A 15,307-nucleotide genomic window follows, 5' to 3' on the forward strand; every position below is an offset into this window, starting at 1 on the left:
AAAATAAGGTTGTGCTTTTTAATCTTCTATCTTATTTCTTAAAGTAAGTCCAACCTTCTTCTTGGTAAACTTTTTCTTCTTTCATCAACTTACCAAGTGCGCGCTTAAATGCAGCTTTACTCATGTTAAAGCGTTCTTTAATATCTTCTGGATGGCTCTTATCCCAAAACGGCATTGCTCCGCCTCGTTCTTCCATATATGCATAAATTACTGCCGCATCGTCTTCCATTCCTTCTTCTTTACGAGGAAGAAGTGAAATGTTAATTGTACCATCATCTTTCACGTCAATAATACGGCCCGTTACACGCTCCCCGATGCGGACTTGTTCTTTTCTTTCTGTATGGTGTAAGAAAGCACGGAAATGCTCATCAGTTAGTACGAATGAACCAACTTGAAGAGAACGATATACACGTCCATTTACGTTTTTATTACGCATAGATGGCGTTGCATCTACGATAATTTCTTGCATATCACTGTCTCTTGCCGGAAGAGCAATTAAACGATCACGATTCGTTAATTTTAACGTACAATATAATTCGTCGCCTACTTCTGGCCATACCGGCATATAAATCGGGAACTCATCAGCTGGAATTAGTATATCTTTTGATACACCAATATCAACAAACACACCTAAACTAGGAATGACTTCTACAACCTTTACCCAGTTCCAATCATACGTTGTAATAATTGGCTCCTTCATTGTTGCTGAAATACGATTTTGGTGATCAAGGTATAAGAATACATCAATCGTATCGCCTTCTTCAATTTCTCCAGCTACTTCGTTTTTATGTAGGAAAATTTCTTCTTCTTCATTCCCAACCATATATCCAATTTCCGTTTCGCGTAAAACAGTTACCTGTTCAATCGATCCTATTTGCAAATACATATTTTTTAATTCCCTTCTATATATATAAAATTATCTTTTTTATCATTCCAAACAAAAGTTAATTATAACATGATTTTTCCTGTATTTGTCCAACTGCCCAAAATTCACTATAATAAAGTGAGGTTACATGAATATAAGTATGAAAACACTTAAGTCTAGACTCGTTTTCAGCTATACTTTAGTATGTACAGTACATAACAAGATTAGAAATTTATTTGGAGGTGCTAACTATGGCAAAAGATAGTTCTTTTGACATCGTTTCGAAAGTAGAATTACCTGAAGTAACAAACGCAATTAATATCGCATTAAAAGAAATCCAAAACCGATATGACTTTAAAGGAAGTAAAAGTGATATTAAATTAGAAAAAGAAGTACTAGTTTTAACTTCTGACGACGAGTTCAAATTAGACCAAGTAAAAGACGTTTTAATTTCTAAACTTGTAAAACGTAACGTTCCAATTAAGAACTTAGATTACGGAAAAGTTGAAGCTGCAACTGGCAACACTGTTCGCCAACGCGCAACACTTCAACAAGGTATCGATAAAGATAACGCTAAAAAAATTAACAACATCATTAAAGAAATGAAATTAAAAGTAAAAACACAAGTACAAGACGATCAAGTACGTGTTACAGCGAAAAGCCGTGATGACTTACAAGCAGTAATTGCAGCTGTTCGTAGCGCTGATTTACCAATCGACGTACAGTTCATTAACTACCGCTAAAAAGAAAACTCCTCTTAATTAGAGGAGTTTTCTTTTTAGTTTTGTAGAGACAATATTACAAGAACAAGCCATAGAAAAAAGGCATCTGCGGTGAAAATTGCTAAGTGAACAGAGTCTAACTATACGAATACTTCACAAGTGAATGCATGATTAAACTAGGCCTTATTGTAGAATTTGTTTCATACATGCATTTAGCAGACCTTATTGAAAATAAAAAAAAGACAATTTAAGACGTTTCCCCTTCGATTTGAATTACTTTTCTTAGTAATTACATCCTAGGCCAAAGTCATCTTAAAAATCGCTGTAACTTATAATTCCTCTTCCCGCCAAAACGTAACAATTTATGAGTATAAGAATATTTCCCAACCTTTAATATAATGTAAAATTAATAAGGATCTTAAAAAATGTTAATTAAAAAAGAGTTAGAAGTGGTTATATGAAGAAATTAATATTATGGTTTTTATTGGCCACATTCTCCCTAAATACTGTAGGATGTTCTAATAATACGAATACACTAACGGATAAGTCTAACTGTATCAACAAAGCTTGGTACAAAAAAACTATGTCATGTAATCATTTAAAAAACATTAAATAGTTAATGATAAAAGTCATAAGAAAAGACACATCAAAGTGCCTTCCTCCGACTTGAACCATCTTAATTTTAATCATATTTGGATGGAGTTAAAAAGAAGCATAAATTGTTAATAAAGATGCAGACTTCAAAATAAAAAAGTACGTTAAGGACACTCTTATATTAAACACTAATATTTTAGAAGCAAGTTTATAAGTATAAAACCTACAGGGATTTCCCCTGTAGGTTTTATTATATTTCAAGTGATTTCCAAATGAATTATGAGTGGCTTTTTTCAGTTTGATTTTCAAAATATTTTTCTTTAACCATTTTTATCAGAGTTTCTTTTTCTGTTAGTTCAAATATAAATAATGCTTTTTTCATGTTATTTGCAATATCTTCTTCATTCTGTTGTTTAAATCTTAATAAATTCCATCCTTTTAAATAGTACAGTTCACCTAATAAGTATAAAGTATTTAGATTAATAGCTAATTTGATGCCCTTATCAATGTATTTTACCGCTTCTTCATATTGATAGGTCATACCTAAACATTTCGCTAAATTAAAAATGATTTTTAATTTAATCGCTTTATCTCTCGGAAAATCTAACTTATTAAAATTAGTTAAACATCTTCCTAATATAGTAATACTTTTATCATATTCTTTATTTTCCGCATAAAATATAGACATTGTCTGCATAATATCTATTTCTCTTTCTGATAAAAAATCAACATTGGTTAAAGTTAGTTTTAATGCATTATTTAAAAGTTTTAAAGCAGTTTTTATGGATCTGTTCACCTCAAATACAGCAATTGCTTCATGCCATAGGAGAAATTGTTTATCTTCTTTTGCTTGGAAATTTTTTTCATCTTTCTCTTTTTTCACTATTTCATAAAGTTCTTTATATTGTTTTTGCTTTAAGCAATCTTTTATTACGTATTTTACATTTTCTACATATTTAAATTTTTTGTTTTGAGTTAATGCAAATATATTATTCGGGTCAATACCAAGTCTTTCTGATAATTGATATAACAATATACTAGATGGATAAATCATACCTTTTTCTATTTTGCTAATTTGACTTTGCGAACATATTCCATGACATAATTCGGATTGTGATATATTTTTTTTAATTCTAAGCTCTTTAATGGTAATACCCAAATCGTAAAATTCCATTTTCCCACCTACTATTTAGCACTATATTAGTATAAGAGTATTCTCTAATTTTTAATGTAATATAAAATTAATATAGTTGCAATTATCGTTCGTTCCAAAGATCTTTCTCTATCCGTATTGACACAAAAACAGGCTAGGAAAAAGACTTTCTCCCTAACCTGGAACCCCCTCTCATTAGAGAAGTTTTCATTTTCGTATCGTTTCTCTTAAGAAATTTCATATCAACAGAATAAACACTATTGCCCCACCGAACAAACAAATACAATAAGAAGACATGAACATAGAACGAGCAACTTCTCATCTACGTTTCCTTTTAACTGCAATTAAAAACGCAATAAATAATACATTCACACCAACGATTAAGGAGATAAATAACCAATTCACACCTGTTTCTCCGTTAACTTTATACACGTTTGATTCTTCACGCTTTAAAACGAGATAAAACCCCCCATTTTCCTCTCTTATAATTTCATCCTCTAACAATCCTCTTAACTCTTGTTTTTCACCAATCGTACTTGCAGGTAAGGAGACTTTTTGTGTTTCTTTCGTATTATTAATTGCTACTAAAGTTACTTCATTTTTATATTTTCGTTTTAGTATGCTCATCCCGCTCTTATCATACAATAGCTCAAACGTACCGCGTCGTAAAGACGGTCTCGCCTGTCTAAGTTCACCTAGTTTTGTTATGTGCTGCATAAATTTTTCGTCTGACTTAAAATCCATTAATCGTCTATTATCGGGTACACTTCCTCCATCTAATGCAATTTCAGTTCCGTAATAAAAATTCGGAATTCCAGGTGATGTTAACAGATATGTAAGCGCCAGTTTTAAACGTGATGGCGGATAATACATATTTTCTTTTGCAATACGCGCATATCTTTTTGTTTCTTGATCATCTAAGAACGTAACAAATTCTCCTTCTTTTTTACTCACATCGTATAACGATTTCACCGATACATCCGCTTTGGAAAACGATTCTACTATTTTTTCGTTGTATTCGCTATCCTCCTTTGTCATAATACGAAAATCTTTCTTTATCACTTGCATATCTTTTTGCGCGTTATCCCAAAAGGAACGCGGCTTTTTTTCACTATGTATAACATAACTTCCGTCTAAATCAACTTCTTTTATCCACCATTTCATTGCGTCAATTACCTGTTGTTCGTTTTCTCCAAGCGGAAATTGAAATACAACTTTCATTCCTTTTGCCTGAGCTTCTTTTACAAGTTCTTTCACATCATTTTCTGTCCCGAAATGTTCATTTACCTTTTTAAAATTTCGCACGTCTAATCCATCGTACTTTCCACTTTCAAAAAGTGGCGAAAGCATAACGGTAGTAAAACCCATTTCTTTTATGTAATCCAACCTTTTTATAATTCCTCTTATATCCCCGCCTTGATACCCTTCTAAATTACCAACTTCTAACTGTTTGTCATTTTTCGGTTCTCCATTATTGAAGCGATCAATCATAATGGAGTATATAACCTCATCTCGCCACTCTCTTTTTTCGTCTGCAAAAGTATGTATTGGTACAAACAAAACAACAGCTAAGCAAAAACAAATGAATAGTTTCCTAGTCCATATTTTTCCCACACGCATCCCCCAATTTTTTAATTGTAAGAATATTATACCAATTATCCAAGTGAAACGCATATGCCGATTTCAATCCTCACAAAATAATCTATGTTAGATTTTATGACATCACGTATGTAGTTTTCTGAATTTTTAGTTGATTTTTAGTTTTATTTCGAATATGATATGAAACATAACAAATAGATGTTATTTTTTCTAACATTCCAGGAGGAGAGATCATGAATATGGAAGATACGGTTTTTATGTTTGTGACGACAGTAATGGTCATGTTGATGACACCAGGATTGGCACTTTTTTATGGAGGTATGGTTCGTAGCAAAAACGTACTCAGTACAACGATGCATAGTTATAGTGCAATGGCTATCGTTTCGATTCAATGGATTGTTATCGGCTATTCTTTATCATTCGGGCCAGATTGGCACGGACTTATCGGTACACTTGATTGGTTCGGTCTAAACGGAGTTACCTACGCACCAAATCCAGACTACTCATCTACTATTCCTCACAATTTATTTATGATGTTTCAACTCATGTTCGCCATTTTAACTCCAGCTTTAATTTCAGGTGCATTCGCTGAAAGAATGCGATTTTCTGCCTTTCTTATTTTTATCCTTCTATGGACAACAATCGTTTACAATCCTGTCGCTCATTGGGTATGGGGCCTCGGTGGGTGGCTAAGGGAACTTGGTGCACTAGACTTCGCTGGCGGAAATGTCGTTCACATCACTTCCGGAGTTGCCGGTCTTGTATTAGCTATTTTCCTTGGAAAACGAAAAAACATAAATGGTTCTTCTCCTCACCATTTGCCATTTACAATGTTAGGCGCAGGCTTATTATGGTTTGGCTGGTTCGGTTTTAACGTTGGCAGCGCATTATCCTTAAACGACGTAGCTTTAACTGCATTTACTAATACAAATATAGCCGCTGCTGCCTCCGCTCTAACTTGGATGCTTTCTGAATGGTTCTTCCAATCAAAACCGACCGCGATGGGAGCTGCTTGCGGAGTTGTTTCTGGTCTAGTAGCTATTACACCAGCCTGCGGGTTCGTTACACCTTTCTCCGCCCTTCTTATCGGAGCAATTGGTGGTATAATATGCTTCGGCGCCGTTTTCTTCCTAAAAACAAAATTCGGGTATGACGATACACTTGATGCCTTTGGATGCCACGGCATCGGAGGAACTTGGGGCGGTATTGCAACAGGACTATTTGCAACTACTGCCGTAAACGGGGATGGCGCAAACGGATTATTTTACGGAAATGCCGCGTTACTGTTTAAACAACTTATAGCGATTGGCGCAACATATGCATTCACGATCATCATGACGTATGCCATTATTAAAGCGATCAACTTCTTCCTCCCCGTTCGCGTCGATGAACACGAAGAACACATGGGTCTTGATATTTCAATGCATGGCGAGAAGGCTTATGAACATGCAGAGCGAGTAAACTAAAAAAGAGATGCAATCTATTGATAGTAGATTGCATCTCTTTTTTGCGTACTAGGCAACATACCCCACATAGTATAAATGTAAATATATCAACGGTTTTTTGGATATATCAACGATTTTTCAAATATATCGATTGTTTCTTTCAATATATCAACGGTCCGACACAACATATCGATTTACAAACAAATTCCGACATAATTTACAAGCAAAATACCCCACATAACGTTATACAAAAAAGACGACCGAAACCCGGTCGTCTTTTCCTATTTATTTTGGAGCATTTCCTACATATTGCGTAATATCAACATTTAACGCCTGCGCTAAACGCATACCGTATTCTTGATCTGCACGGAAGAAGTTACAAACAGCTAGTAATTTCGTGCGTTCATTTACGTCTTTCAAGTCATTTGTTAAGTTTGCAATTAAGTTATCTTGCTCTTCTTTAGAGAATGAACGGTAACGCTCACCTGCTTGTTTAAAGTCATTTGGTTTCTCGATTTTTTCACGAGATACATAGCCTTCTACTTTCATAGTCGAATCGCGGTAAGCTTTGTCTTCAACTGGATTCTCTGCATGACGGCTCGGTTCGTAGTTGATTGTAGATGGGTTTTGATTCATTTGCATCGCACCATCACGTTGTTGGTTATGAACAGCTGCATATGGGCAGTTTACAGGAATTTGCAAGTAATTTGCACCAAGACGATAACGCTGTGTATCTGGGTAAGAGAATAAACGACCTTGTAATAATTTATCTTCCGATGGTTCAATACCATTTACAGTTGCACTTGGAGAGAACGCTACTTGTTCTACTTCTGCAAAGAAGTTTTTCGGATTACGATTTAACGTCATTGTCCCTACTTCAATTAACGGGAAGCGATCTTCTGGCCATACTTTCGTTGGATCTAGTGGATCAAAGTCTAAAGAATCCATTTCATCTAGTTGCATAACTTGTACGTGTAAATCCCATTTTGGATGATTTCCTTTTTCGATTGCGTCGAACAAATCACGAGTTGCATGATTGAAGTCTTTCCCCTGCACTTCTTGCACTTCTTTCGCATTTAAGTTACGTACACTTTGCTGCGGTTTCCAGTGGTATTTAATATAAACAATTTTACCTTCTTCATTAATCCATTTAAATGAATGGACACCGAAACCTTCCATTTCACGATAGCTTGCTGGTGTACCATAATCAGAAAATACCCATGTCATCATATGTGTAGACTCTGGAGTTAACGTCATGAAATCCCAATAACGATCTGGCGTTTGAATATTTGTATCCGGTGCTGGTTTTAAAGAATGAACCATGTCAGGGAATTTAATTGCATCACGAATGAAGAAAACTGGTAAATGATTACCTACGATATCGTAGTTTCCTTCTTCTGTATAAAATTTAACTGCGAAACCGCGTGGGTCACGAGCTGTTTCCGGAGAACCTTGACCATGAATAACCGTTGAAAAACGAACAAATACAGGTGTTTCAGTTCCTTCATTTTGTAAAAATGCTGCTTTCGTATATGGCTTCATGCTATTTTTCGTTACGAATACACCGTGAGCACCTGCACCACGTGCATGCACAACACGCTCCGGAATACGTTCACGATCAAAGTGTGCAAGTTTTTCTACTAAATGATAGTCTTCTAATAATACTGGTCCACGACGACCAGCTGTACGAGAATTTTGGTTGTCTCCAACTGGAGCACCTTGGTTTGTTGTTAAGCGATTATTTGGATTCATCTAGGGGGATCCTCCTCTTTCTTTCATAGTAATTATTATTTATTTAAAATTATTATAAATTAATTATTATTTAAAACTAAATCTTTGTCAACTATTTCCTTCACTTTTTTGGAAACAATTTCAGCCAAACAGTCGATAAATGCAGATTGTGCATTCGGCATATTTGGTCTAAAATATTTAGCATTTAATTCATCAGTTACAACTTTACATTCATAATCATTGTCATATAAAACTTCTAAATGCTCTGCCACAAAGCCAACTGGGCAATATATGAAAGATTCGTACCCATGCTCTTCATATAAATCTTTCGTTAAATCTTGCACATCTGGACCAATCCATGGATCAGGGGTATTCCCAGCACTTTGCCAACCGATTGTATAGTTTTGAATATTTGCAGCTTCTGCAATTAAATCTGCCGTATGCTTTAGTTGTTCTACATATGGGTCTCCTGCTGCAATAATTGTTTCTGGCAAACTATGCGCCGAAAAAATTACAACTGTTTTCTCTTTATCTTCAATCTTTGTAAATGTTTCTTTTATTTGATCTGTCCAATACGAAATAAACTTCGGTTCATCGTACCATTGTTCAATTGGTTCAATCACAGGACCACCGATTTCTTTTGAAAGACGAATAGCACGGTCATTATACGCTTTAATGCTAAATGTAGAATAGTGCGGTGCTAATACGATACTAATCGCCTGCTCAATTCCATCTCGCTTCATTTCCTCTACAGCATCTTCTATAAATGGCGCAGTATGTTTTAAACCTAAGTAACAAGTAAATTCATACTCTGTAAATATGTTATTCATTGAATCTGTTAATTTATGCGCCTGCTCTTTCGTAATTTTTGCAAGCGGTGAAATTCCACCAATCGCTTTATAGCGCTCAATTAAATCTTCAAGCGCTTCTTCTGACGGCTTACGCCCGTGACGGATATGTTTATAATATGCCTCTACATCGTCTAATGATTCTGGTGTTCCATACGCCATTACGAATAAACCTATTTTTTTCTTTGTCATCTATATAACACCTCAATTTTATAAATGAGAATCCTTTTCAGAACGTTTGTTTCCAATTATAACAAGTAATAATAAGTACGTCAAAATAATAATTCTAATTAAGTATTATTTATAAGGTGATTTTGAATTTTATATGACAATTTCTTTAATAAAAAGCGACTTACATAATTGTAAGCCGCTTTTCTCCTATTCTTTAATATTTACCCCATACTCTTTAAACCAAACATGAATTTGTGCTAAATGAGCTAAAAGCTGTGGCCCAGTCATCAATTGACCAAACCACGGTGTTTGAAATGCACTGCCACCAGACTGAATCAATCCGCTCAACTGCTCCTTATCAAACAATTCGTGTAAAATTGAACCTTTATCCGTTAATAGTTTTTGAAGCCATACTGTTACTGCTTTTGTATAGTGTGGATTGTGCGTTTTCGGATAAGGACTCTTCTTTCTATATAAAATGTCATGTGGAAGTACATCTTCTAACGCTTTACGTAATAGACCTTTTTCGCGGTTTTTATACATTTTCATTTCCCAAGGAATATTCCACGCATATTCGACAAGGCGATGATCTGCAAATGGAACACGTACTTCTAAACTTGCCCCCATACTCATGCGGTCTTTTCTGTCTAATAATGTTGTCATAAACCATACCATATTTAAATAAAATAATTGGCGTCTTTTTGCTTCTAGCGGACTTTCTCCCTCTAAAATAGGAACTTCTTGAATCGACTCTTCATAGCGCCTTTGTACATATTGTTGTAAATTTAATTTATTTCTCCATTCTTTCTTTAGCAGTTGTTCACGTGCTTCTGTAGAGCGCATCCACGGAAAGGCACTCGATTGTAAATCATCTTCTCTATAAAACCACGGATATCCACCAAATATTTCATCTGCACATTCCCCAGATAAACCGACGACAAAATCTTGTTTAATTTCGCGGCAAAACCATAATAATGACGAATCGATATCTGCCATACCAGGCAAATCACGAACGAGTACTGCTTCAGTTAAATACTCTGCTAATTTTTCATTCGAAATGACGCAGCGATGATGGGTTGTTTGAAATGTCTCAGTCATTAAATTAATAAACGGAGCATCTGAATTTGGCTGAAACGCATTCGCTTTAAAGTATTTGTCATTATCTTCATAATCAACAGAATATGTGTGTAATTGCCCTTTTCCTGACCTTGCATATTCTTTCGCAGCAATTGCTGTTATAGCGCTCGAATCTACACCGCCTGATAGAAAAGTACATAGTGGTACATCAGAAACGAGCTGCCTTGTAATCGCATCTTGTAATAAAAAGCGTGTTTTCTCTACTGTTTCTTCAAAGGAGTCTTCATGTTTTTTACTTTCCACATTCCAATATCTCCATATACATAAACCGTTCTTTGAAAATGTCATCGCATGACCTGGACGTAATTCTTTTATACCAGCATAAATACCGTGGCCAGGTGTTCTTGACGGTCCGAGTCCGAATATTTCTGATAATCCTTCTAATGTTACTTCCGCCTTCACATCTGGATGCGACAATATCGCTTTTAACTCCGAACCAAATAATAAGCGTCCGCTATCATATTTATAAAAAAGTGGCTTTACACCTAATCGATCTCTCGCAATAAATACTTGTTCTTTCTGTTCGTCCCATACTGCAAACGCATATATACCGTTTAAATGATCGACACATTCTTCTTTCCATTCAATATAAGAAGCTAATAATACTTCTGTATCAGAATGACCTTTGAACGTATATCCTCTTCTTAATAATTCCTTTCGAATGTCTTCTGTGTTATAAAGTTCACCGTTATAACAAATGGCATAATTCGTTTCATCTTTTAAACAAGTCATCGGTTGTTTACCACCCTCAGGATCAACAACGATTAACCGTTTATGCCCAAATGCGACATTACCTTTAATCCAAACTTTATTATCATCTGGACCGCGTTTCGCTAACGTCTCAGCCATCTTCGTAACGACATCTCTTTCTCCTTCTAATGAGCGTTTATAATCCACCCATCCTGTAATCCCGCACATATAAATCATCCTTCCATCTTATTTCTTTTCTTGAACGTGCAGTAATCCCCACCCTGTGAGTGCGGATCAAAAAAATGACAAACTTGACGATAACCTACTATCCACATATGGAATAGCATTCTCACTCAGTAAAACGTGTTTTATTGTATGCCCACCTATGTTTAGATGTGTCTAGTTATAAAGAATGCACGAACTGTCTATAACAGGAATAACTACTTTTCATAAAGGAGAAATCGTGTATGATACAACGTAAACATATTTTATATAACCAGCCCCGTGCTCATACAGTCGGTAATGTAGAATATATAAACAATGAATGGGTATTCTTTGATGATGAAAATGATGAAGCGTTTTTATTAGAAGATATTGCCGAAGATGGGTTTGAAGTTTTATATAATAACAATTGGCTACCAGCCCGTTTCTATGAACAAGATGTATTACAAATCGCCAACGAACAACACCATTTGCAAAATGGTGAAATGATACGTATTCGAAAAAAGTTACTTCTTAGTTATAATGAATGGCTCGAGGAATTACCTGACTCCGTCTTCACATTATTAACTGAATCATTGCAATCACTTCACTACTCTTTATATGATTGCATGTATTGTCATAATTATTTATCTTTCTTACCGAAAGAGGAGTCACGCGAAGGAGTAAATATTCTTTTGTTTGATAACGAAGAGATGATTTGTACACTGCAGCACCATTTCGTCCGTCACACTACATCCAATAAAAATATGTTCCGTTTTACGAAAGTAAATGGGGAAGAGTTGCATATCGATGCGACATAAAGTGAAACTTTAATCAGTGGGGCAGCCCCACTGATTATTAGCCTTCACCAATCGGGTGTTTACGAGCAGTTGATCTCCCGCCTAACTTCTTTGCTTAAGCTGAATTTTGAGGTGGGAGTTTTACTGCCAGTTAATACGGGATAACGTAAAAAACCACCTTATCTCCCAAGTCTTTGAGATTATAAGGTGGTTTTATTTTTTATTAGAATACTTTCCAGCCAATCGGTAATTTCAGCCCAAGGTAAAATACTGCTACTAGCGCAACAATAAATAAGCCCCAAACCGCCCCTGTTGGTTTGTTTTTGCTCATTTTCACAAGAACCATTTCCATTCCACCGATAACTAAAATACCAGTTAACATTTTTAAGCCATACCACATGTGCATGCTACCTGTTGCTGTCTTCACAATACTCATGTACAACATGAAGCCTGTCACAATAATGATGATATACATTAGGCGAAGCCCCATATGTACACCTTTACCTTTTCTTCCTGCTGAATAAAGTGAATACGCAACGAAGAATAAAATTAAACCTAACGCCCATGCTGTAATATGCATATGTACCATCGTATCCCTTACCTCCTCTTTTCACACTTTTTCACTCTATATGATAACATGTTCATTTATTTTCAGGAAATGTTTCGCTTTTTTACATTTAAATGATATAATATTTAGAGTATTTACAAACTTCTTGTAATAACAAAAGGGGGAACAATCATGATTCAAACTAAGGATATTATCGAACTTACAGACACATACGGAGCAAATAACTATCACCCACTTCCAATCGTTATTTCTAAAGCAGAAGGTGTTTGGGTAGAAGATCCTGAAGGAAACCGCTATATGGACTTATTAAGTGCATATTCTGCAGTAAACCAAGGTCATCGTCACCCGAAAATTATTAACGCTTTAATTGACCAAGCTAATCGTGTTACGTTAACTTCTCGTGCTTTCCATAGCGATCAATTAGGTCCTTGGTACGAAAAAGTTGCGAAACTAACTAATAAAGAAATGGTACTTCCAATGAACACAGGTGCTGAAGCTGTTGAAACTGCAATTAAAACAGTTCGCCGCTGGGCTTATGATGTGAAGAAAGTAGAAGCAAACCGTGCTGAAATCATCGTTTGTGAAGATAACTTCCACGGACGTACAATGGGTTCTGTTTCTATGTCTTCAAATGAAGAGTACAAGCGTGGATTCGGTCCAATGCTTCCTGGCATCGTTGTAATTCCTTACGGTGATTTAGAAGCATTAAAAGCCGCAATTACACCAAACACAGCAGCATTCATTTTAGAACCGATTCAAGGTGAAGCTGGAATTAACATCCCACCAGCTGGTTACTTAAAAGAAGCTCTTGAAGTATGTAAAAAAGAAAACGTTTTATTCGTAGCCGATGAAATCCAAACAGGCTTAGGCCGTACTGGTAAAGTATTCGCTTGTGACTGGGACGATGTAACTCCTGACATGTACATACTTGGTAAAGCACTTGGTGGCGGTGTGTTCCCGATCTCTTGCGTTGCAGCAAACCGCGACATTTTAGGTGTATTTGAGCCAGGTTCTCACGGTTCTACATTCGGCGGTAACCCACTTGCATGTGCTGTATCTATCGCAGCTCTTGAAGTGTTAGAAGAAGAAAAATTAACAGAGCGTTCTCTTCAATTAGGAGAAAAATTAGTTGGGCAATTAAAAGAAATTGATAACCCAATGATCACTGAAGTTCGCGGTAAAGGTTTATTCATCGGTATCGAATTAAACGAGCCAGCTCGTCCTTACTGTGAACAACTAAAAGCAGCTGGTCTACTATGTAAAGAAACACACGAAAACGTAATTCGTATCGCACCACCTCTAGTAATCTCTGAAGAAGATTTAGAGTGGGCATTCCAAAAAATTAAAGCTGTATTATCATAATAATAGAGAGGTTGTCCGGCATGTTGGGACAACCTCTTTCTTTTTATATTCATTTATATTAAGATAAAATCGTAATTTTCTGTATTTTAAAATCGTAAAGGAGGTGCGATATGCTATTAAGATACGGTAAACAGATTAACTATTTAGCTACATCTTTTATTTTAGTTACATTCTGTGGATTCCTACTTTCCACAACATGGCTTACTCACTACTCAACTCCTACTACATTCACACTACTGAAAGCATCATTTTGGACTGCTGTTATTCTTACTATCATTGGTTTTGGACGAGAAAAAAGTGCACTTACGGTTATACTATTTGGCATTTGTACACTTGCATTCATTGGCCTTTACACTTTTTCCGTTATCGATTACCTCTATAACCCAAGGCCATAAAAAAGAGCTATCTTTTAACAAGATAGCTCTTTTCTTTATTTCACTACATTTCGCAAAGTACCAATTCCTTCTACTGTAATGACCACTTCATCACCAGCATGTAAAAACTTCGGTGGTGTAAAACCTTTTCCGACACCAGCCGGGGTTCCTGTTGCGATAATATCACCTGGTTCTAAAGTCATTCCTTTGCTTATCGTTGAAATAATTTCTTCTATCGAAAAAATCATTTTATTTGTGTTGGAAGTTTGCCTTACTTCTCCATTTACTACCGTTTCAATGTGTAATGCATTCGGCGCATTAACCACCGATTTATGAATTAAATACGGTCCCATCGGGCAAAATGTATCGAAGCTTTTCCCAAGGAAAAACTGTTTATGTTTTCTTTGAATGTCTCGAGCTGTTACATCATTTATAATCGTATAACCAAAAACATGCTCAAGCGCTTTTTCTTTTTTAATTTGCTTCCCTCGCTTACCTATAATGACAGCTAGTTCTCCTTCATAATCTAGTTCGTCCGTTGCGTGAGGGTGACCATTAATTTGCTCATTTATGCCAATAACTGTTGTTGGTGCTTTCGTAAAGATCATTATATTTTCTGGAATAGACTCTACTCCGCCCATTTCTACCGCATGCTCACGATAGTTTTTTCCAACGCACAAAATATTCTTTCTTGGCCTTGGAATCGGTGCTAATATTTTCACCTCTGTTAACGGATAATACGCCGCTTCCCCGTTCTCTTTTGCCCAATTTACAATTTCACATACTTTCTCAAAGCACTCAGTCCCTCTTTCAATACACTCTAACATTGTAATAGGGATTGTAACCTTTTCCCCTTTTTGTCTTTGCGCTTCTCTTAAGTGTAATACCTTTTCTTCTTCTTCATCCACAATACCTACAAATACCTTTTCTTCTTTCTTCGCCGTTACAAAACGCAATATTTCCACTCTCCATCCTAAAACTCATACCCTTTAATTGTATTCGCATCCGCAAGAAAAAAACCTTCTCATGCACGCTAATTTTTACAAT

The 15,307-nt window shown here is 35.8% G+C and carries 13 protein-coding genes; 5 read left to right on the forward strand and 8 right to left on the reverse strand.

Annotated features, from left to right (window positions below):
* Positions 1 to 31: 31 nt before the first annotated feature.
* Positions 32 to 886, reverse strand: a complete 855-nt coding sequence (locus DN403_RS06185; RefSeq protein WP_000281261.1) for a CvfB family protein — start codon at positions 884 to 886, stop codon at positions 32 to 34.
* Between the two features lie 230 nt (positions 887 to 1,116).
* On the opposite strand from DN403_RS06185, the gene DN403_RS06190 reads away from it, so the two are divergent.
* Positions 1,117 to 1,608 (forward strand): YajQ family cyclic di-GMP-binding protein, encoded by a 492-nt coding sequence (locus DN403_RS06190; RefSeq protein WP_001040146.1) that lies wholly within the window; start codon positions 1,117 to 1,119, stop codon positions 1,606 to 1,608.
* A gap of 850 nt (positions 1,609 to 2,458) precedes the next feature.
* Here DN403_RS06190 and DN403_RS06195 read toward each other — a convergent pair.
* Positions 2,459 to 3,355 carry a helix-turn-helix domain-containing protein gene (locus DN403_RS06195; RefSeq protein ID WP_000397873.1) on the reverse strand — a complete coding sequence of 299 codons (897 nt, stop codon included), beginning with the start codon at positions 3,353 to 3,355 and terminating at the stop codon, positions 2,459 to 2,461.
* A gap of 297 nt (positions 3,356 to 3,652) precedes the next feature.
* Positions 3,653 to 5,008 (reverse strand): alpha-amylase family glycosyl hydrolase, encoded by a 1,356-nt coding sequence (locus DN403_RS06205; protein ID WP_016097947.1) that lies wholly within the window; start codon positions 5,006 to 5,008, stop codon positions 3,653 to 3,655.
* A gap of 158 nt (positions 5,009 to 5,166) precedes the next feature.
* On the opposite strand from DN403_RS06205, the gene DN403_RS06210 reads away from it, so the two are divergent.
* Positions 5,167 to 6,399 carry an ammonium transporter gene (locus tag DN403_RS06210; RefSeq protein WP_149185349.1) on the forward strand — a complete coding sequence of 411 codons (1,233 nt, stop codon included), beginning with the start codon at positions 5,167 to 5,169 and terminating at the stop codon, positions 6,397 to 6,399.
* A 264-nt stretch (positions 6,400 to 6,663) separates the two neighbouring features.
* Here DN403_RS06210 and katB read toward each other — a convergent pair whose 3' ends face one another.
* The 3 genes from katB to asnB form a co-directional block, all read right to left on the reverse strand.
* A complete protein-coding gene (katB, locus tag DN403_RS06215; RefSeq protein WP_001069166.1) occupies positions 6,664 to 8,130 on the reverse strand; it encodes a catalase KatB in 1,467 nt (488 codons plus the stop codon).
* Between the two features lie 59 nt (positions 8,131 to 8,189).
* Entirely contained in the window at positions 8,190 to 9,149 is a 960-nt protein-coding gene (gene hemH / locus DN403_RS06220) for a ferrochelatase (RefSeq protein WP_149185350.1), read from the reverse strand.
* 186 nt (positions 9,150 to 9,335) lie between these two features.
* Positions 9,336 to 11,183, reverse strand: coding sequence for an asparagine synthase (glutamine-hydrolyzing) (gene asnB / locus DN403_RS06225; protein ID WP_149185351.1), 1,848 nt, complete (start codon positions 11,181 to 11,183; stop codon positions 9,336 to 9,338).
* A 239-nt stretch (positions 11,184 to 11,422) separates the two neighbouring features.
* On the opposite strand from asnB, the gene DN403_RS06230 reads away from it, so the two are divergent.
* Positions 11,423 to 11,977, forward strand: a complete 555-nt coding sequence (locus DN403_RS06230) for a DUF2777 domain-containing protein (protein WP_000616051.1) — start codon at positions 11,423 to 11,425, stop codon at positions 11,975 to 11,977.
* A gap of 202 nt (positions 11,978 to 12,179) precedes the next feature.
* Here DN403_RS06230 and DN403_RS06240 read toward each other — a convergent pair whose 3' ends face one another.
* Entirely contained in the window at positions 12,180 to 12,545 is a 366-nt protein-coding gene (locus DN403_RS06240; protein ID WP_000233496.1) for a YisL family protein, read from the reverse strand.
* A gap of 150 nt (positions 12,546 to 12,695) precedes the next feature.
* Here DN403_RS06240 and rocD point away from each other — a divergent pair, with 150 nt between their 5' ends.
* Together rocD and DN403_RS06250 are read left to right on the forward strand one after the other, a co-directional pair.
* Positions 12,696 to 13,886, forward strand: coding sequence for an ornithine aminotransferase (gene rocD / locus DN403_RS06245; RefSeq protein WP_000616660.1), 1,191 nt, complete (start codon positions 12,696 to 12,698; stop codon positions 13,884 to 13,886).
* A 110-nt stretch (positions 13,887 to 13,996) separates the two neighbouring features.
* A complete protein-coding gene (locus tag DN403_RS06250) occupies positions 13,997 to 14,281 on the forward strand; it encodes a hypothetical protein (RefSeq protein WP_000926870.1) in 285 nt (94 codons plus the stop codon).
* A gap of 35 nt (positions 14,282 to 14,316) precedes the next feature.
* On the opposite strand, the gene DN403_RS06255 is transcribed toward DN403_RS06250, so the two are convergent.
* Positions 14,317 to 15,216, reverse strand: coding sequence for a fumarylacetoacetate hydrolase family protein (locus DN403_RS06255; protein WP_001213078.1), 900 nt, complete (start codon positions 15,214 to 15,216; stop codon positions 14,317 to 14,319).
* Positions 15,217 to 15,307 lie beyond the last annotated feature (91 nt).

This window comes from Bacillus sp. AY2-1 (assembly GCF_008368965.1).
Lineage (GTDB): Bacteria > Bacillota > Bacilli > Bacillales > Bacillaceae_G > Bacillus_A > Bacillus_A thuringiensis_S.

Excerpts from the sequence above, each read along its gene's own strand:
- DN403_RS06240 (WP_000233496.1), bottom strand. The coding sequence starts at position 12,545 with ATGGTACATATGCATATTACAGCATGGGCGTTAGGTTTAATTTTATTC.
- DN403_RS06195 (WP_000397873.1), bottom strand. The coding sequence starts at position 3,355 with ATGGAATTTTACGATTTGGGTATTACCATTAAAGAGCTTAGAATTAAA.
- DN403_RS06250 (WP_000926870.1), top strand. The coding sequence starts at position 13,997 with ATGCTATTAAGATACGGTAAACAGATTAACTATTTAGCTACATCTTTT.
- DN403_RS06205 (WP_016097947.1), bottom strand. The coding sequence starts at position 5,008 with ATGCGTTTCACTTGGATAATTGGTATAATATTCTTACAATTAAAAAAT.
- DN403_RS06185 (WP_000281261.1), bottom strand. The coding sequence starts at position 886 with ATGTATTTGCAAATAGGATCGATTGAACAGGTAACTGTTTTACGCGAA.
- rocD (WP_000616660.1), top strand. The coding sequence starts at position 12,696 with ATGATTCAAACTAAGGATATTATCGAACTTACAGACACATACGGAGCA.
- DN403_RS06210 (WP_149185349.1), top strand. The coding sequence starts at position 5,167 with ATGAATATGGAAGATACGGTTTTTATGTTTGTGACGACAGTAATGGTC.
- DN403_RS06190 (WP_001040146.1), top strand. The coding sequence starts at position 1,117 with ATGGCAAAAGATAGTTCTTTTGACATCGTTTCGAAAGTAGAATTACCT.
- DN403_RS06230 (WP_000616051.1), top strand. The coding sequence starts at position 11,423 with ATGATACAACGTAAACATATTTTATATAACCAGCCCCGTGCTCATACA.
- asnB (WP_149185351.1), bottom strand. The coding sequence starts at position 11,183 with ATGTGCGGGATTACAGGATGGGTGGATTATAAACGCTCATTAGAAGGA.
- katB (WP_001069166.1), bottom strand. The coding sequence starts at position 8,130 with ATGAATCCAAATAATCGCTTAACAACAAACCAAGGTGCTCCAGTTGGA.
- hemH (WP_149185350.1), bottom strand. The coding sequence starts at position 9,149 with ATGACAAAGAAAAAAATAGGTTTATTCGTAATGGCGTATGGAACACCA.